This window comes from Streptomyces sp. NPDC028711, from assembly GCF_055565415.1.
The window spans coordinates 130,422-151,610 of the sequence record NZ_JBVHUJ010000004.1 but is presented as its reverse complement, the minus strand read 5'-3'; the positions used below and the strand labels follow the sequence as shown (position 1 = coordinate 151,610).

Annotated in this window: 16 protein-coding genes; 7 read left to right on the top strand and 9 right to left on the bottom strand. The window is 73.4% G+C overall.

The window, feature by feature from the left end; all coding sequences use genetic code 11:
- Positions 1-33 precede the first annotated feature (33 nt).
- Positions 34-1,188 carry a flavin-containing monooxygenase gene (locus ACZ4VK_RS15095; RefSeq protein WP_468352328.1) on the top strand — a complete coding sequence of 385 codons (1,155 nt, stop codon included), beginning with the start codon at positions 34-36 and terminating at the stop codon, positions 1,186-1,188.
- A gap of 138 nt (positions 1,189-1,326) precedes the next feature.
- On the opposite strand, the gene ACZ4VK_RS15090 is transcribed toward ACZ4VK_RS15095, so the two are convergent.
- A complete protein-coding gene (locus tag ACZ4VK_RS15090; RefSeq protein WP_468352326.1) occupies positions 1,327-3,015 on the bottom strand; it encodes an FG-GAP-like repeat-containing protein in 1,689 nt (562 codons plus the stop codon).
- A 275-nt stretch (positions 3,016-3,290) separates the two neighbouring features.
- Here ACZ4VK_RS15090 and ACZ4VK_RS15085 point away from each other — a divergent pair, with 275 nt between their 5' ends.
- From ACZ4VK_RS15085 to ACZ4VK_RS15070, 4 genes are all read left to right on the top strand, one after another.
- Positions 3,291-5,513, top strand: coding sequence for an acetate--CoA ligase family protein (locus tag ACZ4VK_RS15085; RefSeq protein WP_468352324.1), 2,223 nt, complete (start codon positions 3,291-3,293; stop codon positions 5,511-5,513).
- 7 nt (positions 5,514-5,520) lie between these two features.
- Entirely contained in the window at positions 5,521-6,306 is a 786-nt protein-coding gene (locus ACZ4VK_RS15080; protein WP_468352323.1) for an enoyl-CoA hydratase/isomerase family protein, read from the top strand.
- 363 nt (positions 6,307-6,669) lie between these two features.
- Positions 6,670-9,975 (top strand): hypothetical protein, encoded by a 3,306-nt coding sequence (locus ACZ4VK_RS15075; protein ID WP_468352321.1) that lies wholly within the window; start codon positions 6,670-6,672, stop codon positions 9,973-9,975.
- 110 nt (positions 9,976-10,085) lie between these two features.
- Positions 10,086-10,670: a flavin reductase family protein gene (locus ACZ4VK_RS15070; protein WP_468353282.1), complete on the top strand. Its 585-nt coding sequence runs from the start codon at positions 10,086-10,088 to the stop codon at positions 10,668-10,670.
- Positions 10,671-10,679: 9 nt separating this feature from the next.
- On the opposite strand, the gene ACZ4VK_RS15065 is transcribed toward ACZ4VK_RS15070, so the two are convergent.
- The 3 genes from ACZ4VK_RS15065 to ACZ4VK_RS15055 form a co-directional block, all read right to left on the bottom strand.
- Positions 10,680-11,180: a hypothetical protein gene (locus ACZ4VK_RS15065; protein ID WP_468352319.1), complete on the bottom strand. Its 501-nt coding sequence runs from the start codon at positions 11,178-11,180 to the stop codon at positions 10,680-10,682.
- 20 nt (positions 11,181-11,200) lie between these two features.
- Positions 11,201-12,511 carry an MFS transporter gene (locus ACZ4VK_RS15060; RefSeq protein WP_468352317.1) on the bottom strand — a complete coding sequence of 437 codons (1,311 nt, stop codon included), beginning with the start codon at positions 12,509-12,511 and terminating at the stop codon, positions 11,201-11,203.
- Between the two features lie 80 nt (positions 12,512-12,591).
- The gene (locus ACZ4VK_RS15055; RefSeq protein WP_468353280.1) at positions 12,592-13,845 is read right to left on the bottom strand and encodes an MFS transporter; all 1,254 of its coding nucleotides are present in this window, start codon (positions 13,843-13,845) and stop codon (positions 12,592-12,594) included.
- Positions 13,846-13,913: 68 nt separating this feature from the next.
- Here ACZ4VK_RS15055 and ACZ4VK_RS15050 point away from each other — a divergent pair, with 68 nt between their 5' ends.
- Positions 13,914-14,915, top strand: coding sequence for a GlxA family transcriptional regulator (locus ACZ4VK_RS15050; RefSeq protein WP_468352315.1), 1,002 nt, complete (start codon positions 13,914-13,916; stop codon positions 14,913-14,915).
- Here ACZ4VK_RS15050 and ACZ4VK_RS15045 read toward each other — a convergent pair.
- The 3 genes from ACZ4VK_RS15045 to ACZ4VK_RS15035 form a co-directional block, all read right to left on the bottom strand.
- Positions 14,870-16,087, bottom strand: a complete 1,218-nt coding sequence (locus tag ACZ4VK_RS15045) for an MFS transporter (RefSeq protein WP_468352313.1) — start codon at positions 16,085-16,087, stop codon at positions 14,870-14,872. The two genes, ACZ4VK_RS15050 and ACZ4VK_RS15045, sit on opposite strands and share 46 nt — an antisense overlap.
- A 130-nt stretch (positions 16,088-16,217) precedes the next feature.
- Positions 16,218-17,267 carry a Zn-dependent alcohol dehydrogenase gene (locus tag ACZ4VK_RS15040; RefSeq protein WP_468352312.1) on the bottom strand — a complete coding sequence of 350 codons (1,050 nt, stop codon included), beginning with the start codon at positions 17,265-17,267 and terminating at the stop codon, positions 16,218-16,220.
- Positions 17,264-18,286: an SDR family NAD(P)-dependent oxidoreductase gene (locus tag ACZ4VK_RS15035; RefSeq protein WP_468352311.1), complete on the bottom strand. Its 1,023-nt coding sequence runs from the start codon at positions 18,284-18,286 to the stop codon at positions 17,264-17,266. The genes ACZ4VK_RS15040 and ACZ4VK_RS15035 overlap by 4 nt, the downstream gene beginning before the upstream one ends.
- Positions 18,287-18,388: 102 nt before the next feature.
- On the opposite strand from ACZ4VK_RS15035, the gene ACZ4VK_RS15030 reads away from it, so the two are divergent.
- Positions 18,389-19,315: a cyclase family protein gene (locus ACZ4VK_RS15030; RefSeq protein ID WP_468352309.1), complete on the top strand. Its 927-nt coding sequence runs from the start codon at positions 18,389-18,391 to the stop codon at positions 19,313-19,315.
- 149 nt (positions 19,316-19,464) lie between these two features.
- On the opposite strand, the gene ACZ4VK_RS15025 is transcribed toward ACZ4VK_RS15030, so the two are convergent.
- Together ACZ4VK_RS15025 and ACZ4VK_RS15020 are read right to left on the bottom strand one after the other, a co-directional pair.
- A complete protein-coding gene (locus ACZ4VK_RS15025; protein ID WP_468352307.1) occupies positions 19,465-19,911 on the bottom strand; it encodes an ATP-binding protein in 447 nt (148 codons plus the stop codon).
- A gap of 410 nt (positions 19,912-20,321) precedes the next feature.
- Complete coding sequence (locus tag ACZ4VK_RS15020) at positions 20,322-21,185, bottom strand: acyl-CoA dehydrogenase family protein (RefSeq protein ID WP_468352305.1); 864 nt, start codon at positions 21,183-21,185, stop codon at positions 20,322-20,324.
- Positions 21,186-21,189: the final 4 nt, after the last annotated feature.

Here is a 21,189-nt window from a genome sequence, read left to right as displayed (position 1 = left end):
CACTACGTGTACACGTCATTACGCTCAGCATTCATGGTCACCACCCCCCATGAACCGCCCGTCCACCCCGTGTACGTCATCGGCGGCGGGCCCGGCGGACTCGCCGTCGCCGCCGCCCTGCGCGCGCGAGGCGTCCGGGCCGTCGTCCTGGAGAGATCCGACGCCGTCGGCGCCTCCTGGCGCACCCACTACGACCGGCTGCGGCTGCACACCACGCGGCGGCTCTCCGCCCTCCCCGGGCTCCGGATACCCCGCTCCTTCGGACGCTGGGTCGCCCGCGCGGACGTGGTGCGCTACCTGGAGAAGTACGCCGAGAAGCACGAGCTCGAGATCGTGACGGGCGTCGAGGTGTTCCGTATCGAGCGGGCCGGTGAGGACTGGATCCTGCACGCGACCGGCGGGCGGCGCCTCACCGGGCGCGCGGTGGTCGTCGCCACCGGCTACAACCACACCCCTCGCCTTCCCGACTGGCCCGGCCGTGACGCGTACACCGGCGAGCTCAGCCACGCCAGGACCTACCGCGCCCCCGAGCCGTACGCCGGGAAGGACGTCCTCGTCGTCGGCATCGGCAACACCGGCGCCGAGATCGCCGCCGACCTCGCCGAGGGCGGCGCGGGGCGGGTACGGCTCGCGGTGCGCACCGCCCCGCACATCGTGCGCCGCACGACGGCCGGCTGGCCCGCGCAGCGCTCGGCGATCCTGATCCGGCGGCTGCCCGTGGCCTTCGTCGACCGCCTCGGCGCCCTGCTCGCCCGGTTCGCTACACCGGACCTCTCGGCGTACGGGCTGCCCCGGCCGGAGAAGGGCCTCGCCACCCGCCAGCGCGAGGGCGCGGTCCCCGTGCAGGACGTGGGCCTGATCGACGCCGTACGGGCCGGGAAGGTCGAGATCGTCGCCGCCGTCGAGGCCTTCGAGGGCGGCGAGGTCGTCCTCGCGGACGGCAGCCGGATCGCCCCGGACGCGGTGATCGCGGCGACCGGCTACCGGCGCGCCCTGGAGCCGCTCCTCGGCCACCTGAACGTGCTCGACGGGCGCGGGATGCCGGTGGTGAGCGGGGCGCGGTGCCCGAGCGAGGCGCCCGGCCTGTACTTCACGGGGTTCACGAACCCGATCAGCGGGATGCTCCGGGAGCTGGCGCGTGACGCGGAGAAGATCGCGCGGCGGATCGCGCGCCAGCCCGCGCGTTGACCCGGCGGGGATCACGAGGCGGATCGCGTGCCGGACGGCGTTGCGGATCGCGAGGCGAGACGGGAGTGATGCCCACCCCCAAGGCACAGGGGGCGGGCACGGGCTGATCCTTGGGAAAGGCTGACCCCTGAGAGGGAATCAGAACGTGGTGATGCCCTTCCAGCCCCGGCCGATCTGCACCCGGGTCTTAAGGCCGCCCTTGCCGTCGCCGTCGTAGCGCCACAGGGCGCCGGCGGTGTCGGTGGCGAGGACGTCGGGCACTCCGTCGCCCGACAGGTCGCCCGCACCCGTCAGGTGCAGGGTCTTCCAGCCGTGGCCGATCTTGGATCGGCCGCCCCTCTCGTAGCGGTAGAGGTCCCCGGCCGGGGTCTGGCCGACGTAGTTCTGGTAGCCGCCCGCCGTGACCGCGCCGACGCCCGTCAGGCGGTAGCCGGTGTAGCCGTGACCCGTCTTCTGGCGGGTCTGGAGGCCGCCGCGGCCGTTGCCCGCGTACTGCCAGAGGGTGCCCGAGAGGTCGGTGGCCAGGACGTCCGGGAAGCCGTCGCCCGTCAGGTCGCCCACTCCGGTGAGCCTGAGGTCCTTCCAGCCTGTGCCGATCTTCACCTTCGCCGCGAAACGGCCGTCCGCCGTCCCGTCGAGCCGCCAGAGGCCACCGGCGCCATCCTGCGCGAGGGCGTCGGGGCGGCCGTCGGCGTTGAGGTCGCCGGCGGCGGTGAGGCGGTAGCCCTTCCAGCCCCAGCCGATCTTCACGGGGGGCTTGAGGGCGCCCGTTCCGTTGCCGTCGTAGCGCCAGAGGACGCCTGCGGCGTCCAGAGCCAGGGCGTCGGCGCGGCCGTCGCCGGTGTAGTCGCGGCGGAAGGTGCCGTGGGGGTTCCAGCCGCGCGGGGTGACCCAGGAGAGGTCGGAGGCGGTGGTGTCGGGGGCCGAGAGGATCTTGGGGGTGCTGCCGGGAACGGTTGCGCTGCTGACGGTCGCCTGTTGCTCCGTGCCGCCGGAGATGTACGCGACCTGGGAGCCGTCCGGGGACCACTCGGGGAACATAACGTTCTTTCCCTTGGACAGGGAGTACTCGCTGCCGCTGCTCAGGACGCGGGCGCGGACCTCGTACGCGGCGCCGACATAGGCCGAGAAGGTGATCCGCTCGCCGTTCGGCGAGAACGTCGGGTGCAGACCGTAGGTGACGAGCTTCGGGGCGCCGCCCACGCGCGGGTCCCACATGTGGACGGAGCTGCCGCGCAGGAAGGTGATGCGCCCGTCCCAGGCCACGTCGACCTGACCGTCCCAGGTCCGCTCGGGGGAGACGAAGACGTAGCCGAGGCCGCTGCCGTCGAGGTTGACCCGCATGATGCGCAGACGGTCGTGACCCGGCTTGACCCCGAAGCTCAGGTAGAGCTGCTTGCCGTCAGGGGTCCAGTCGAGGCCGGCGAGCCAGCCGTCCGGCTCGTCGATGTCCATGCGGACGGGGCGCGCGTTGCGGCCGTCGGCGTCGGCGACCCAGATGTCGCCGTAGCCGTCGTTGTTGATGAAGGCCATGCGCAGGCCGTCGGGCGAGTAGGTGACGCCGCTGATGTCCGCCCTGGTCAGCCCCGGGCCGGTGGGCACGAGTGTGCGCCGGTCGGTGCCGTCGGCGTTGACCGTGACGATGGTGCTGTGGCGGACGCCGTCGACGTCCTTGTACTCGGTGAAAACGACGCGGGGCTTCGGCGCACCATCGGCGGCCCGGGCCGGTGCCGTCGTGACCGCGGTGAGCGCGGCGGAGGAGGCGAGGACGGCCAGGGCGGCTCCGAGGGCGCGACGGCGCCCCCGGATGCGGGTGGAACGGGTCACGTGGTCCCCCAGAACGAACGGATGTCGTCGGACGCGGTCGGTCGCGTCGTCTGGGGAGTAGGACGGTCCGCCCTGTCGAAGGGTTGTACGTCGTCGGGGAATCCGTTCCGCCAGGGACCTCGGGGGGGCGTCCGGCCCGCACCACCCTCGGACGGGCGCGGGGTGCGGTGAGCGCCCCACACCGGCCGCTTCACACCTATTCCTGACTGACCGTCAGTTCTGTAACCTGACTAGGCGTCAGGTCTCATGTCATGGGCGAAGGGTGGAGCGGAACCATGCTTGGATCGACACACGGCACCTTCACCACCGATCTCCGCGCCCGCGTGGTCGCCTGCGGGGAGGCGGCGGGGACCGTCGTGCACGGCGTCACCGCCGTCGCCGGCGACCTGGACGTCAGCGGGCGCCCGCTGTACGCGCCCGTGCCCGACCTGGACCGGTTCTTCCGGCCCGAGTCCGTCGCCGTCGTCGGCGCCTCCGACGCCGAGGGGCGGCCCCACACCGGGATCACCCGGCAGCTGCTCGCCTGGGCCGAGCGGGTCGGCGCCCGGATCGTGCCCGTCCACCCGACCCGTACCAGCGTGTTCGGGATCGACTGCGTGCCCTCCGTCGGCGCGCTCACCGAGCCCGTCGACCTCGCCGTCCTCCTCGTCGCCGACCCGCTCCCCGTCGTCGAGGAACTCGCCGCGGCCAAGGTGAGGTTCGCGGTCGCCTTCGCCTCCGGCTTCGCCGAGACGGGCGAGGCGGGCGCCGCCGCGCAGGAACGTCTCGCCGCCGCCGTACGCCGCTCCGGGCTCCGGCTCCTCGGCCCCAACACCAACCTCAACGCCTTCGAGCACTTCCGCGAGGACCTCGAAGGACCCGCCGTCGCGCTCATCACCCAGTCCGGCCACCAGGGGCGGCCCCTCTTCACCCTCCAGGAGCTCGGCGTCCGCCTCTCCCACTGGGCGCCCACCGGAAACGAGGCCGACCTGGAGACCGCCGACTTCCTCTCGTACTTCGCCGGACGGCCCGAGGTCGGCGCCATCGCCTGTTACGTCGAAGGGCTCAAGGACGGCCGCTCCTTCCTCCTCGCCGCCGACCGCGCGGCCCGCCACGGCGTCCCCGTCGTCGCCGTGAAGGTCGGAAGGACCGAGGCCGGGGCCCGTACCGCCGCCTCTCACACCGGCAAGCTCACCGGCGCCGACCAGGTCGTCGACGCGGCCATGCGCCAGTTCGGGGTCATCCGCGTCGACGGGCTCGACCAGCTCCAGGACACCGCGACGCTCCTCGCCCGCGCGCGGAAACCGGTCGCCGAGGGCGTCGTCGTCTACTCGATCTCCGGCGGTACGGGAGCCCACTTCGCCGACCTGGCCACGGCGGCGGGCCTCCCGCTGCCCACCCTCCCGGAGGCCAAGCAGGACGAACTCCACCAGTGGATACCGGAGTACCTGAACGTCGCCAACCCCGTCGACAACGGCGGGCACCCCGTCGGCGACTGGCGCGGCCGGAAGATCATCGACGCGATCCTCGCCGACCCCTCCGTCGGCGTGCTCATCTGCCCCATCACCGGCCCCTTCCCGCCCATGAGCGACAGGCTCGCCCAGGACCTGGCCGACGCGGCCGAGGCGACGGACAAGCTGGTGTGCGTGGTCTGGGGCTCGCCGGTGGGGACGGAGGAGGCGTACCGCACGACCCTGCTCGGCTCCTCGCGCCTCGCCACCTTCCGTACGTTCTCCAACTGCATCGGGGCCGTGAAGGCCTATCTCGACCACCACCGCTTCACCACCGGCTACCGCTCCCCCTTCGACGAGGCACCCCGCACCCCCTCCCCGTCCCTCCGCAAGGCGCGGGCCCTCATGCGGCCCGGCCGGCGGCTCAGCGAGCACGCGGCGAAGCAGCTCCTGCGGGCGTACGGGATCCGGGTGCCGCGCGAGCAGCTCGTCACGAGCGCGGCAGCGGCGGTGCGGGCGGCCGGGCTCGTCGGCTACCCGGTGGTGATGAAGGCCTCGGGCGCGCAGCTCGCCCACAAGACGGAGCTGGGCCTGGTGAAGGTCGGGCTGACGTCGGCGAGCCAGGTGCGGGACGCGTACCGCGAGCTCACCGACATCGCCCGCTACGAGTCGGTCGACCTCGACGGCGTCCTGGTCTGCCAGATGGTGGGGCGCGGGGTCGAGATGGTGGTGGGGGTGACCCGCGACGAGCTGTTCGGTCCGACGGTGACGGTCGGTCTCGGCGGGGTCCTGGTGGAGGTCCTCGGCGACACGGCCGTCCGCGTCGCGCCGTTCGGTGAGCGGGAGGCCCGTTCGATGCTCGCCGAGCTCCGGGGCCGGGCGCTCCTCGACGGGGTACGGGGCGCCCCGCCGGCCGATGTCGACGCGCTGGTGGAGGTCGTGCTTCGGGTGCAGCGGATGGCCCTCGAACTCGACGGCGACCTCGCCGAGCTGGACATCAACCCGCTGATGGTGCTGCCGCGCGGGCAGGGCGCGGTGGCCCTGGACGCGCTGGCGGTCTGCCGATAGGAGAGCCATGTCCGACGTACTCCACGGCATCGAGAACGGCGTCTCGTGGATCACGCTCAACCGCCCCGAGGCGATGAACGCGGTCACCTGGGACCAGCGGGAGCGGATCATCGCCCTGCTCGCCGGGGCGTCCGCCGATCCGGACGTCCGGGCGGTGGTCGTCACGGCCACGGGACGCGGCTTCTGCGCGGGCGCGGACCTGCGGGGGGCGGCGCCGGCGGGAGAGCAGATCGCCGGGGACGTGGCGCGCACGATCCGGCGGGGGGCCCAGCGGTTCATCGGAGCCGTACTGGACTGCGAGAAGCCGGTGATCGCGGCGGTGAACGGGACGGCGGCGGGGATCGGCGCGCATCTGGCGTTCGCGTGCGACCTGGTGCTCGCGGCGGAGTCGGCCCGGTTCATCGAGGTGTTCGTACGACGGGGGCTCGTCCCGGACGGGGGCGGGGCGTATCTCCTCCCCCGGCTGATCGGGCCGCAGCGGGCGAAGGAGCTGATGTTCTTCGGTGACGCGGTGGGGGCGGCGGAGGCGAAGGAACTGGGCCTGGTGAACCGGGTCGTCCCGGCGGAGGACCTGGCGAAGACCGCCCGGGAATGGGCGGAGCGCCTCGCCCGGGGCCCGACGCGGGCGCTCGCGCTCACGAAGCAGCTGGTGAACGCGTCCCTGGACGTCGACCGTTCCACCGCCTTCGCGGCGGAGGCGACGGCGCAGGAGCTGAACATGACGACGAGGGACGCGCGGGAGGGGGTGGCGAGCTTCGTGGAGCGGCGGGAGGCGCGGTACGAGGGGCGGTAGCGGGGGCTGTCCCACCTGGGCCTTAGGGTGTGTCGCGCCTATGCCACACACTGCCGCTCCGGGGGGAACGGAATGCCCAACTCCGCGCGCTCGCGCGAAAAGTCCCGAAGATCCGGAAGATCTCTGCTTCTGGTTCCCGCCCTGCTGACGGCCCTCATGGGGCCGCTGCTGCCTACGGGGACGGCGCTGGCGGCGACGCCGCCGCCACCGTCGGCGAGCGCGGCACCCGCGCCGGAACCGTCGACGACGGACCCGGCGCCGGATCCCACGACGGACCCGACGCCGCCGGCCGCGCCGACGCCCTCCACATCCCCCAGCACCGACCCCTGTCCGTCCCTCGCGGTCGCGCCGCTCGGTGGCACCGTGATCGGCACGGTCACGGTGGAGCCGCGCGGCACCGCCTGCTTCACGGTGACCGTCGAGCAGCCCGGCGTCCACCGGATCCTTCTCGACCAGGACAACGTCCTGCACCCGACGCTCACCTCAGGTGAGACGACGGTCGGCTGCGAGCGGGTGGACTACGCGACCTGGTGCGAACTCGCCGTCGGCACGTACACGCTCAAGCTTTCCAGCAGCGACTGGACCACCAGGGAGCACCGCGTCTCGGTCGTCCGGCTGACGGCCGCTCCCGGGTGCCCGGCCGTCCCCGGTACCGGTTACGACACGCCCCTGGCAGTCGGCGAGGGCGTCGGCAGGCTGGGCGTCGTCTGCCACTCCTTCACCGCCGCCCCCGGCGAGCGCGTCACCGTCGATCTCCGGCGCTCCGACACCCACTCGGACCGCAACTGGATCACCGACGACACCGGCAGGAACCTCTGCCCCTATCGGTACGACGGCGAGAACGACGGCTGCGTCCTGCCCGAGGGCTCAGGCGGCTACCGCGTGCTCGCCATCGTCGACGACGCCCAGGACGGCTCGCCCACCTCGTACACCCTGAAGGTCCGGCGCCTGTCGAACCCCGCCGGCTGCGTCGCCGCACCGGTGAACGCCTACGGCAGCGCACCCACCGAGGCCGCGCCGCACACCGGGTGCAGGATCTTCACTCCCTCGGCGACCAGCCGTTACGAACTGCGGAGCGTCGACGGGTCCGGTGGGGGATACACGGCCGAGGTGTACGCGGCGGACGGCACCACCGTCTGCATGCAGTACGAAGGGGAGCCCTGCGCCCTCACCGCGGGCACCCCGTACACCCTGGTGACCGACAAGGCCGTACGGATCCTGGACCGCGCCTCCTCCGAGGGCTGCGCGGACGGCCTCCAGGTCGGCACCACGCACCAGGGCGCTTTCGGCGCGGCCGGTGCGATCGACTGCGTGAACCTGCCGGTGCCGCAGGGCGCCCACGTGGCCGCCGTGACGACCGAGTACGAGACGGCCCTCTCCGCTGTCGACGCGCACGGCACCACCGTCTGCGACGACGAGCGGCTCAGGGACGGCCACTGCGCCCTCGGCGGCGCCGCCCCGTACCGGCTGATCGTCATGGGCCGGTACGGCTCGACGGCGGCCGGGGAGGAGTACCGGCTCGTCGTCCATCGCACGGACACGCCGAGCGCCTGTCGTTCCTTCCTCGCCGGCGACTTCACCGCGAACCCGACCAGGATGAGCGTGAAGACCGGCGCGGGCGTCTTCACGGACTGTCTGGCCATTCCGGCGGACGCACACAGCACGCGCGAGCTCGTGCAGATCCAGACGGTCTCGGGCGCAGGGAGGCCCGAGTTCACCGTCTTCGCCGCGAACGGCGAGCCCACGTGTGCCGTGGATCGCTACGACGGTGGCTGGAACGTCTGCGAGCTGCGGCCCGGTGCCGCGTACACCGTCCTCGTCCGGGGCAGTGATGTCCCCGCCGAGTTCGCCCTGACCCGCCGGGACGTGACCGCCGCCGCGCGTGGCTGCGTCAGCACCCCCGCCAAGGCCGTCGGCGGCCCGTCCGTCGCCGGTGTCCCGGCCGCGCCCGGCGCGTTCGCGTGCCACCAGGTGACCACGGCCGCCACCGGGGACACCCTGCATCTGAACGTGCGCGACGCACTGGGCGGCGCCGAGCTGGTGGTGGCGTACGGCCCGACCGGCGACGCGGCCTGCGACTACTGGGCGTCGGGCTGCGCCGTCACCGGCTCCACCCGCTACCAGGTCCTCGTCCAGGTCCCGCAGGTCGAGGCCGCCACTCCCACCTACCGTTTCGACGCCCTGCGCATCGGCACGGCGGCCGGTCCGGCGCCCGAGTGTGTCAAGGTCCCGAACGTCAGTTACGGCTTCGGTCCGCTGACCGCCACCCTTTCCGAGCAGAAGACCGCGATCTGCGCCGTCCTGCCGACCGCCTCGGGCGACCGCTTCGGCCTGACGTTCACCCCCGCGGGCACCTTCGAGCAGTCCCCGACGCCCTGGCTGTACGACCGGTCGAGTCTGGTGAACCTCTGCCGCGGCTCGTACACCAGCGAGGGCGACACCTACGCCTGCTCCCTCTCGCGCTCCTCCCCCAAGGAGGCCAAGCCGACCACGCTCGTCATCGGTCTGCCCGAGCAGCCGGCGCAGTCCTCGACCGCCGTGCGGGCCACGTTCGCGTGCGAACAGCCGGTCTGCGGTCTCGACGAGCGGACCGTCGGCACCGTCAGCCCCGGCACGGTGGGCAAGGGCAAGGTCACGATGACGCTCACCGGCACCGCGCTGCGTGAGACCGACCGGATCGAGGTGTACGGCGGGAGCTTCCGCGCCCGGTCCACCACGGTCTCCGTCGCCACCGACCGGCGGAGCATGACGGTAGCCCTGGACCTGACGAACGCCCCGCTCGGGTCGCTGGGCGTGAGCGTGTTCACGCACTACGGGTACGAGTACCAGCGCGCGAACGTCACCGTCGTCACCGCCCTCCGCAACACCGCCGCACCCGGCATCTCGGGTACGGCCGTCGTCGGCGGGAAGATGACGGCGAGGGCCGGGTCGTGGTCGCTGCCGGTGGACTCGCTCGCGTACCAGTGGCGGGCCAACGGGGTCGCGATCGCGGGGGCCACGGCCTCCACGTACACGATTCCGTCCACGCTCCAGGGCAAGCAGCTGTCGGTGGCCGTGATCGCGCGGAAGCCCGGGCATCCGACCCTCACCGCGGGCAGCGGGTCGGTGGTCGTGAAGGGCGTCGCGCCGAAGCCGTCGCGGGTGCCCTACCTCTCCGGCACCGCCCGTGTCGGCGGCAGGGTGACCGCCGTCGTCGGCACCTGGGCGCCCGCGCCGACCTCGTACGCCTATCAGTGGCGGGCGAACGGTGTCGCGATCTCCGGGGCGACGGGCTACGCGTACACGCCGACCGCCGGGGTCCTCGGCAAGAAGCTCACCGTGACCGTCACCGCCCACCGCACCGGGCACCTGAGCGGGGCGTACACGACCGCCGGGTACACCGTCGCCACGGGCCTCGCGCCGAAGGCGACGACCGCGCCGTACCTCACGGGCACGGTCAAGGTGGGGCGGACGCTCACCCTGAACAGGGGTACGTGGACGCCGGCACCGACCTCGTACGCGTACCAGTGGTACGCGAACGGGCGGGCGGTCACCGGGGCCACGAAGAGCTGGTTCACGCTGACGAACGCGCAGCGCGGGACGCGGATCACCGTGCGGGTGACCGCGTACCGGACCGGTCACGTCTCCGGCGTGGCGTGGACCCGGGCCACGGGGGCGGTCGCCGGCTGACCGCACCCCCTGTCCGGGAAGCCCCCGGGGCGACGGTTCGTCCGTCGCCCCGGGGGCTTCCCATCTGACGGTTCGTCAGTTTCAATGGCGGGGTGATGGGACACGCGGGGATGGCGGCCACCGCCGTCCGACACCTGAGAGCGGCCGGTTCGCCGACGGCTGTGGAACCACTGCCCCGGCCGGTGCTGCGCGCGGTACGGGAGGACGAGCGGCCACCCGTCGACCCGGCCGAGTTCCGCCGCGTCCTCGGCCACTTCGCGAGCGGGGTCACGATCGTGACGGCCCTCGACACGGAAGGCCCGGCGGGCTTCGCCTGCCAGTCCTTCGCCTCCCTCTCCCTCGACCCGCCCCTGGTCGCCTTCATGGTCGCCCGCACGTCGACGACGTGGCCGCGAATCGCGGCGGCGGGGAGCTTCTGCGTCAACGTCCTTGGCGCGGACCAGGGCGACCTGTGCCGGACGTTCGCGGTGAGCGGCGCCGACAAGTTCGCGGGCGTCGAGTGGACCCCGTCCCCGGCCACCGGCTCACCCCGGCTGCCCGACGCCCCCGCCTGGATCGACTGCACGATCACCACCGTCCACACGGGCGGCGACCACCTGATCGTGGTGGGCCGGGTGGAGTCCCTGGGCGCGACGGAGGACGGCGGCGAGCCGCTGCTGTTCCACCGGGGGCGGTTCGGGCGGTTCGACTCCTAGCCGCGGACGTCAGTCCGCCACGTAGAGGACCATTCCGCCCACCATGAAGGCGCTCACCACGGCGAGCGTGCCCCACAGCAGCAGCATCACGAAGTACCCCTGCCGCGCCTGCCGGGTGAGCAGCGCCGCCACGGCGAGCACCGCCCAGCCCACGAGCCATCCCCGGACACCCGCGACCGGTGCGAGGAGGGCCCCGGCGACCGCCGCCAGGGACAGCTGCCACCAGACGGGCCGGCCCCCGGGCTTCCGCCCCAGGTCCTCACCGAGCAGCACCACCGGCAGGACGAGCACCGCGGACACCGCGAACGCCGCGAGCACGCAGAACACCACCACGAACGGGAGCGACAGCAGCCACAGCCCCCCGCCGGCCGTGTCGTCCCCGGGCGCCGGTTCCGTGGTCGTGCCGACCGTCATCAGTACCGCGAGGGCCACTCCGGCCTCCAGCAGCAGGGCCAGTGTCGAGACCCTCAGCATCCGGGCGTGCGTACGCCCCGTGTCAGGACCGCTCATGCGATCACCCCCGGGGATCATCATGCTCCCGCCAGGGACGACCGCTCCCCCCGGGGCCGTCGGATGACCAGGGCCATCAGCGCCGCCGCCGCGCACAGCGCGCCCGAGGCGTACCAGACGACGTCGTACGTGCCGAAGACGTCGCGGGCCACGCCGCCCGCGAAGGCGACGGCCGCCGCGCCGACCTGGTGGGAGGCGAGGACCCAGCCGAAGACGATCGCCGAGTCCTCGCCGTAGTGCTCCCGGCACAGGGCGATCGTGGGCGGGACGGTGGCCACCCAGTCCAGGCCGTAGAAGACGATGAAGAACAGCATCGGGGGGTGGACCGAGGGGGCGAGGAGCAGCGGGAGGAAGAGGAGGGAGATGCCTCGGAGCCCGTAGTAGACCGCGAGCAGCCGGCGCGCCTCGAAGCGGTCGGTGAACCAGCCGGAGGCGATCGTGCCGACGACGTCGAAGACGCCGATCACGGCGAGCAGTCCGGCCGCCGCCGTCACCGGCATCCCGTGGTCGTGGGCGGCGGGCACGAAGTGCGTCTTGACGAGGCCGTTCGTGGAGGCCCCGCAGATCGCGAAGGTGCCCGCGAGGAGCCAGAACGGGCCGGTGCGGGCCGCCTTGAGGAGGACGGTGACCGCGCGGCGGGCCGCGCCGGGGACGGGGGCGGGCTTGTCGGCGTACTCCCCGCCGTACGGGGCGAGCCCGGCGTCCGCCGGGTGGTCGCGGAGCAGCAGCCACACGAAGGGGACGACCGCGAGCGCGGCGAGCGAGACGGTGACGGCCGCCGGGCGCCAGTCGTGGTGCTCGATCAGGTAGGAGAGGAGGGGGAGGAAGACCAGCTGGCCGGAGGCGCCGGCGGCGGTGAGGATGCCGGTGACCAGGCCCCGGCGGGCGACGAACCAGCGGTTGGTGACGGTCGCGGCGAAGGCGAGGGCCATGGAGCCGCTGCCGAGGCCGACGAGGACGCCCCAGTAGAGGATCAGCTGCCAGGGGGTCGTCATCCACACGGTGAGGAGCGAGCCGAGGGCGATCACCGTCAGGGCCGCCGCGACGATCCGGCGGATGCCGAAGCGGTCCATGAGGGCGGCGGCGAAGGGCGCGGTCAGGCCGTAGAGCGCCAGGTTCACCGAGACGGCGAAGCCGATGGTGCCCCGCGACCAGTCGAACTCCTCGTGCAGCGGCTCGATCAGCAGGCCCGGGAGGGAGGCGAAGGCCGCCGCGCCGATGATCGTGACGAAGGTGACCGCCGCGACGAACCAGGCGCGGTGGATACGGGGGGTGCGGACGGGACGGCGGTCGGGGGCCTGACCTGCGCGGCTCTCGGTTGTCTGGGCCATGCCACCGAGCGTCCCGTCTCCGCCGCCGCCCCGCCATTGGCCCGAATGACAGGTTTGCAAAGGATCGGGACACCGGTGACCTACACCCGGGGCAGCGTCCTGATCGGGCGTACCGCGAGCAGCGCGCCCACCACGAGCACCGCGATGCCCGCCCCCGTCAGCAGTACCGCCTCCGTGCCGACCGCCGCCGCCACCGGTCCCGACAGGGTCCGGCCGACGCCCATCATGAGGAGCGAGCCGGCCACGTCGTACGCGTGCATCCGGTTCAGGGCCTCCTGCGGTACGTGGGTCTGCACCGCGGTCGACCACATCACCAGCCAGAACGCGAAGGCCGCCCCGCCGATGAACTGCCCGGCGCCGAGCAGGGCCACCGGCGCGCCCAGGCCGAGCAGGGCGAGGTTCACGGGGAGGCCGAGGAGCGCGACCGCGCCCGCCGCGAGGGGCGTGCGCGGGCGCAGCCGGAGCGCGAGCAGGCCGCCGGCGGCGCTGCCCGCGCCGTTGACGGCCATGAGCACGCCGTACGTGGCCGAGCCGTGGTCCCCGGTGACCAGGCTCGCGGTGAGCGGCACCATGGGGCCCGCGACGGTCAGCCCGTACACCGTCCAGATGGAGATGACCCCCCAGAGCCAGCTCCGCGACCTGAACTCGCGCCAGCCTCCGATGAGTTCGGCGCCGAGGGAGTCGCGGCGGAGGGAGTCGGAGGGGAGGGGCGGGATGCGCAGGAGGGCGAGGCAGAGGGCGCTGACCGCGAAGGTCACGCCGTTGACGGCGAAGGCGGCGCCCGCGTTCCACAGGGCGACGAGCAGGCCGGCGGCGGCCGGGCCCGCCATGGTCATGAGGGCTTCGACGACCCGCAGGACGGCGTTGGCGCGCTGCACGTCGGGGGCGATGCGCGGGATGGTGGAGGCGACGCCCGGCTGGAAGAGGGCGGCGCCCGTGCCGGCGGCGACGGAGAGGACGTACACCGCCCACAGCGGGGGGCTGCCGAGCGTGAAGGAGACGGCGAGGACGGCGGCTCCGGGCAGCCGCAGCAGATCGGCGAGGATCATCATGCGGCGGGCGGTGAACCGGTCGGCGAGGACGCCGCCGAAGAGGACGAAGAGCGCGAAGGCGGCCGTCCAGCCGCCGAGCGCGTAGCCGACGGTGGAGCCGGGGTGGCCGGCGCCGAGGAGTCCGGCGGCGAAGGCGACCGGGACCATGCCCTCGCCGAAGACGGCGACGCCCCGGGCGACGAAGAAGAGCCGGAAGTTACGGTTCCACAGTGCGGGCGGCTCCACCGGTGCGGGAATCCGCCCGGGGGCCTCAGACTTGTACGTGTTGTCCGTCACGAACAGCTGACCTATCACCCGAGTGGTCTGGACCACCACCGATTTTCGACCGGCCTCCGAAGGGAGCACCGCCCGTGCCGTCGCCACCCGAACCGCCCCCGCACCGCGTCGCCGTCCTCGCGCTTCCCGGCCTCCTCCCCTTCGAACTGGGCATTCCGCACCGCATCTTCGGCCGCGCGAAGGACCGTACGGGCCGGGCGCTGTACGAGCTGGTGACCTGCGCCCCGGTCGCGGGCCCGGTCCCCACGGACGCCGATTTCTCGATCCACGTCGAGCACGGCCCGGAGGCGCTCGCCACCGCCGACACGGTCGTCGTGCCCGCCTCGTACGAACTGGGTCCCGTCTACGACGAGGGCAGGCTCACCGACGACCTCGCGGCCGCCCTCGGCCACATCCGACCCGGCACCCGGCTCGTCTCCATCTGCACCGGCGGGTACGTGCTCGCCGCCGCCGGCTTCCTCGACGGGCGCCCGGCCACCACCCACTGGTCATCGGCCGAGCACTTCCAGCGTCTCTTCCCGCGCGTACGCGTCGACGCGGACGTCCTGTTCGTCGACGACGGCGACGTCCTCACCTCGGCGGGTGTGGCCGCCGGGATCGACCTGTGCCTGCACATCGTGCGCCGCGACCACGGCACGGCGGTCGCCAACGACGTCGCCCGCAGGACGGTCGTGCCGCCGCACCGGGACGGCGGCCAGGCCCAGTACATCGAGCGGCCCCTGCCGGAGGCCGGCACCCACACCACGACCACCGCGCGCGCGTGGGCGCTCGCCCACCTCCACGAGCCGATCCAGCTGCGGGACCTGGCCGAGAGGGAGGCGATGAGCGTACGGACGTTCACCCGCCGCTTCCGTGACGAGGTCGGCATCAGCCCCGGCCAGTGGCTCACCCAGCAGCGCGTCGAACGCGCCCGGCACCTCCTGGAGTCCACCGGCCTGCCCGTCGACCGGATAGCGCGGGACGCGGGCTTCGGCACGGCCCAGTCGCTGCGGACGCACCTGATGACCGCGATCGGCGTCACCCCCACGTCCTACCGGCGCACCTTCCGCTCCTCCACGGGCGCGGCCTCTTCCTGAGCGTCCCCGGTCCCCCGGGTCAGCCGCCGCTCCCCCACCGCGCCGACCGCCGTGAGCAGCACGGTCAGCGCGACGCCGTAGAGGATCGCGGTCGACGGGGCCACCACCTTGAGCAGGCCGCCCGCGAGGGCGCCGCTCGCCGCGTAACCGGCGCCGACAGCCGCGTACATGACCGAGTATCCGGCGGCGAGCGCGGACGGCGGCAGGATCCGGCGCAGGGCGAGGTTGCGGGTGAGCGCGGCGGGCGCCTGGAGGAGTCCGGCGGCGACCAGGACGGCGCCGATGGCGGCGGTCCAGGGCAGGAGGGCGACGAGGGCGACTCCGGCGGTCACGGCGAGCACCAGGACGACGGACTGCACGAGCAGCGGACCCGGCCAGCGCCCCCGCAGGCCGTAGACGAACGCGCCGGCCGCCGAACCGATCGAGAACCCGGCGAGCAGCGCACCGGCCCAGCCGACGGCGATCCCCCGCTGTTCGAGGAGGGCCGGCAGGACCAGCTCGGCAAGCGCGAGCAGCGAGAGCCCGGCGGCCCCGAGGACGTACACGGGCCAGGCCCGCAGCAGCGCCCGCCGCGCGGAGACCCCCTTCTCCGGCGGCTCGGCCGCCCAGCCGGCCGGAAGCAGCCACATCCCGGCCACGGAGAGCCCCATCAGGGCGGCCATGAGGAGCAGCGGTACGGCGGCGCCGACGCCGAGCGCGAGGCCGGTGGCGAGCGCGGGGGCGGCCGCCCAGACGCCGAAGGTCAGCATCGACTCCATGCTCATCGCCTGGGTGACGGCCCGCTCGGGGACCATGCTCGTGAGCAGCGCGCGCAGCCCACCCGCCACGGCCGCGGGACCGGCGCCCGCGAGCACCGCGAGGACGGAGAGGACGAGGGGGTGCGCGTCGGGGGCGAACCCGAGTCCGGCGAACCCGGCGGCACCGACGGCGAGTCCGGCGGCGAGCTGCGGCCGGGCCCGTTCGGCGTTCATGCGGAGGCCGAGGACGGGGGCGGCGACGATCTCCCCGATGACGTACGCGGCGGCCAGCACGGCTCCGAGGGAGTATCCGCCCGGCCGCTCGCGCACGAGGAAGACGAGCGCGAGCGGTGCCATGGCGACGGGCAGCCGCCCGGCGGCGGTGACGGCACACCAGGCGAGGACGGGTCGGGTGGCGAGCTCGCGGTAGGACATGATCAGGACCGTAACGGCCGTACGCCCCTGGGGCCCAGCCCGTTTCAGCGGGGCCCGGACGGCCGGAAGCGGGGCCCGGACGGCCGGAAGCGGGGTCCGGCCCGTCAGAGGCGCGCGCCCCCGGCCTCCGTCAGAACGTGAGCACCCCCCGGGCCACCTTGCCGTGTTCGGCGTCCTCGGCGGCTCGGGCGAACTCCTCCACGGGGTAGGTGGCGGTGACGAGTTCGTCGAGGAGGAGTCGGCCCGAGCGGTACAGGTCGGCGTAGAGCGGGATGTCCCGCTGGGGGCGGGAGGAGCCGTAGCGGCAGCCGAGGATCGACTTGTCGAGGAACATCGCGGCCGGCGGGAAGCTCGCCTCCGCCTTCGGGGCGGTCATGCCGAGCAGGATCGCCTGGCCGTGCCGGTCGAGGAGGTCGATGGCGGTGCGGACGAGGCCGGTGTGGCCGACGCACTCGAAGACGTGGTCGGCGCCGGTGGGCAGGACGTCCCGTACGCCGTCGGTGGAGGCGAGGAAGTGGGTGGCACCGAACTGCCGGGCCACGGCCTCCTTGGCCGGGTTGGTGTCGACGGCCACGATCGTCGGGGCGCCCGCGATCCGGGCGCCCTGGAGGACGTTGAGGCCGATGCCGCCGGTGCCGATGACGACGACGGTCTCGCCCTGGCCGACCTTCGCGCGGTTCAGTACGGCTCCGACGCCGGTGAGGACGCCGCAGCCCATGAGGGCGGCGGAGGTCAGGGGGATGTCGCGCGGGATCCTCACGGCCTGGACGGCCCTGACGACGGTCCGCTCCGCGAAGGAGGAGTTCGAGGCGAACTGGTAGAGCGGCTGCCCGGCCCGCGAGAACGGCTGCCCCGGCCTCCCGATCGCCTTCCGGCACATGGTGGGCCGCCCCCGGTCGCAGTCGGCGCAGGCGCCGCAGTTCGCGAGGGTGGAGAGGGCGACGTGGTCGCCGGGGACGACATGGGTGACGCCGGGGCCGACGGCCTCGACGACGCCGGCCCCCTCGTGGCCGAGGACGACGGGCGGGGGGAAGGGGATGGTCCCGTCGATGACGGAGAGGTCGCTGTGGCAGAGCCCGGCGGCGGCGATCCCCACGAGGACCTCCCCGGGCCCGGGGTCCCGTACCTCCAGGTCGTCGACGACCCGCACCTGCTTCCCGTCGAACACCACACCTCTCATGAGCCGTTCTCCTTGGTACCCGTCGGCGCGGCCGCGTCGGAGCCGGAGCCTTCCGCGACCGCGTGGGGGCGGGAACCCTCCCCCGCGTGGGGCCGGGGGCCCTCCGCCGCGTTGGGCCGGGAGCCCTCCGCCGCCGCCCGTGCCATCTCCTCGAGCCGCGCCAGCATCGGCATCGGGTCCGTCCCCACCGTCCCCGGCAGGAAGTCCGCGATGCGCTCAGGGGTCCATCCGCCGCCCTCCGCGTACCCCGCCCGCAGCTCCCTCGGCTGGGCCCAGACCGCGATCTTGGGGCCCGCGATCGTGTAGACCTGGCCGGTGATCCGCTCCTCCCGGGCCCGTTCGGAGAGCAGGTAGACGACGAGCGCCGCCACGTCCTCCGGTTCCCCGATCTCCTTGAGCTCCATGGGAACGTTCGCCGACATCCGTGTCCGCGCCACCGGCGCCACCGCGTTCGCCGTGACCCCGTACTTGTGGAGGCCGAGCGCCGCCGACCGTACGAGCGAGATGATCCCGCCCTTCGCTGCGGAGTAGTTGGCCTGGGCCACGGACCCCTGGTGGTTGCCGCTCGTGAAGCCGATCAGGGTTCCGGCGCCCTGCCTGCGCATGACCGCCGACGCCGCCCGGAAGACGGTGAACGTGCCCTTGAGGTGGGTGGCGACGACCGGGTCCCACTCCTCCTCGGACATGTTGAAGAGCATGCGTTCGCGCAGGATGCCCGCGACGCAGACGACGCCGTCGATCCGCCCGTACTCCGCGAGGGCCGTGTCGACGACCCGCTGTCCGCCCGCCATCGTCGAGATGTCGTCGGCGACGGCGACGGCCGTGCCGCCGGCCGCCTCGATCTCCTTCACGACGGAGAGGGCGATCTCGGAGGTCGGCTCCCCGCCCTCGATCGACACCCCGTAGTCGTTGACGACGACCTTCGCGCCCTCCGCCGCGCACGCGAGGGCGACGGCGCGGCCGATGCCCCGTCCCGCGCCCGTGACGGCGACGACCTTGCCAGTCAAGAAGTTCCCCACGCCCGGCCCCTTCCCGCACTTTCTGACGGTCCGTTAGATTCGTTCGTCGTCAGGATTCTACGGTCCGTCAGATACGGGAAAACAAGACCCCGGAGGCCCCCGATGTCTCTGCCCGCCGCATTCCACGAGATCGCCAAGCGCGTCAACAACTGGGGACGCTGGGGCCAGGACGACGAGATCGGCACGCTCAACCTCGTCACGGACGAGGTCGTACGCGCCGCCGTCGCCACCGTCCGCACCGGCCACCGCGTCCCGCTCGCCGTCGACCTCCGACAGGACGGCGTGCAGACCGGCATGATCCCCGGCCGGGTCAATCCGCTCCACGTCATGGTCCAGATCAACCAGGAGCTCTTCGGCCCCGGCACGGTCGCCACCAGCGACGACGCCGTGACCCTCGGACTCCAGGCCGGCACGCACTGGGACGCCCTGACCCATGTCTCGCACTCGGGCCGCATCTACAACGGCCGGCCCGCCTCCTCCATCACCCCGCACGGCCGCTCCGAGTTCAGCGGCATCCACACCGCCCGGCACCTCGTGAGCCGAGGGGTGCTGCTCGACGTCGCCGCCGCGAAGGGCGTGGACCGGCTGCCGGGTGACCACGCCGTCACCCCCGAGGACCTGGACGAGGCGGCGGACTTCGGCGGGGTGACGGTCCGCTCCGGCGACATCGTGCTCGTACGGACGGGTCAGATGCGGCTGTACCTGGCCGGGGACCGGCACGGGTACGCCTTCCCGTCACCGGGCCTCTCGGTCCGTACGCCGGAGTGGTTCCACGCCCGTGACGTCGCGGCCGTCGCCGACGACACGCTCACGTTCGAGATCTTCCCGCCGGAGATCGAGGACCTGTGGCTGCCCGTGCACGCCCTCCACCTGGTCGAGATGGGAATGCTCCAGGGGCAGAACTGGAATCTGGAATCTCTGTCCACAGCCTGTGCACAAGAGGGGCGGTACGCGTTCCTGCTCTCCGCGATGCCGGAACCTTTCGTCGGCGGCACGGGCACACCGGTGGCCCCGGTCGCGATCCTGTAGGGACCGGGCCCCGCCTTCCGGTTCAGGCCGATGGGCGGCGGCACGGCCGCCGCCACCCGGCAGCGACCCGCACACGCCGAGGGCCCACGGCCCTCGGCTCCCCTCGCCGCGCATCGCTCACACCAGGGTGGGCAAAACGGAACGAACCGTCAACAGTGCACCCGGCCGGGCGACACCGACGGCCCCGGCACCGGCCCCGGCCCGACCGGCGCCCTGTCCACCTCGCACCAGATGCTCTTGCCCGTGCCCTCGGGCTGCCAGCCCCACCGGTCCGCGAGGCCGTCCACCAGCTCGAGACCGCGCCCGTTGGTGTCTTCGCCCTCCGCGTGCCGGGGCTTCGGCGGGCGGTCGCTCGCGTCGGCGACCTCGACCCGCACCCCGCCCTCCGCCACGAACAGCATCCGCAGCACGGCCGGACAGCCGGTGTGCACCACCGCGTTGGTCACGAGCTCCGAGATGAGCAGCACCAGCGTCTCGGCCAGCGGCTCGTCATCCCGTATGCCCGAGCCGGCGAGCCGTGACCGCGCCCACCTCCGGGCTCGCCCCACCTCCGCCGGGTCGGGCCCGACCTCCAACTGAACCTGAAGCACCTGCACCGCTCACACCATCCGAACCGGCGGACACATCGCCTCGCGCCTCACAGCCATCGACGCCCTTACGGAACGTGATTCCCTTGCGAGACAGCATGGTTGACGTACAGTCACCGCAACAAGCGCTTCGGGCATATTCCAGCGCGAAGGAGTACGCGTAGTCCATACTGTGCGACGCACGCTGCGGGGAGTCGAACAGGAGCGCGCAGGGCGCATCCTCGGGGCGCGAGCGGCGCGCATTCCCGGAGCCGGAGTCACCCCGGGGGCGACACCGGGACGATCCGGGTCAACATGCACTCGCATCCCACGGAGCGTACCGGAGCCGGAGGCCGACTCCGGGCCGTGACGGCCCCGCCGCAGGACACAACCCGGTATCGACATTGCGTGACCCGGCGGACGCGGAGCGCCACCGCCGGCTACAGGGCGTCGGCCACCGCCTCCTCGGCCCGCGCGGCGGGCAGCCGGAGCCCGGCCCGCACCCAGGCCCTCTTGAGGTGCAGATGGACGTCCGCCTCCCAGGTGAAGCCCATGCCGCCGTGCACCTGGAGGCAGTCGCGGGCGTTGCCGGTGGCGGCGTCGTCGGCGAGCAGCTTGGCCCCGGCGATCTCGACGGGGTCGGCGGTGACGGAGGCGGCGCGAACGGCGGCACGGGCGAGTTCGGTACGGACGAGCATCCCGGCACAGAGATGCTTGACGGCCTGAAACCCCCCGATCGCCTGCCCGAACTGCTCCCGCACACGGGCGTAGGAGACGGCGGCGTCCATGGTCGCGGCCGCACTCCCGACCTGCTCGGCAGCGGTGAACAGGACGGCTTCCAGGGACCCTGCCGCGCCCCCGCGTCCGGGCACGCTGTGCAACGGTGTCAGCGGATCCACCGACCGCATCGGTACGGCTCCCGTCACGTCACCGAGCACCACATCGGCCTCGTCCAGCCAGGGGACGAGGCCCTCGTCCACGGAGGTCACCACCGTCTCCCCCTCCCCCGCCCCCGGCACAGCCCCCGCCGCCAGATGCGTCGCCACCAACGGCCCCGGCAGCAGCACCCGCCCCGCCTCCTCGAAGAGCAGCACCGCCTCCGGGAGGCCGAGGCCCGCCCCGCCCTCCTCCTCCGGGAGCCGCAGTGCGAAGAACCCGGCCGCGCCGAGCTCCCGCCACAGCTTCCGGTCCAGTGCGCCGGAGTCGACGGCGGCCCGCAGCGCCTCCCGGTCGAAGCGGCGCGTGAGCAGTTCCCGTACGCCCCGCCGCAGGGCCCGCTGGTCCTCGGTGAGTCGGAAGTCCATGGCG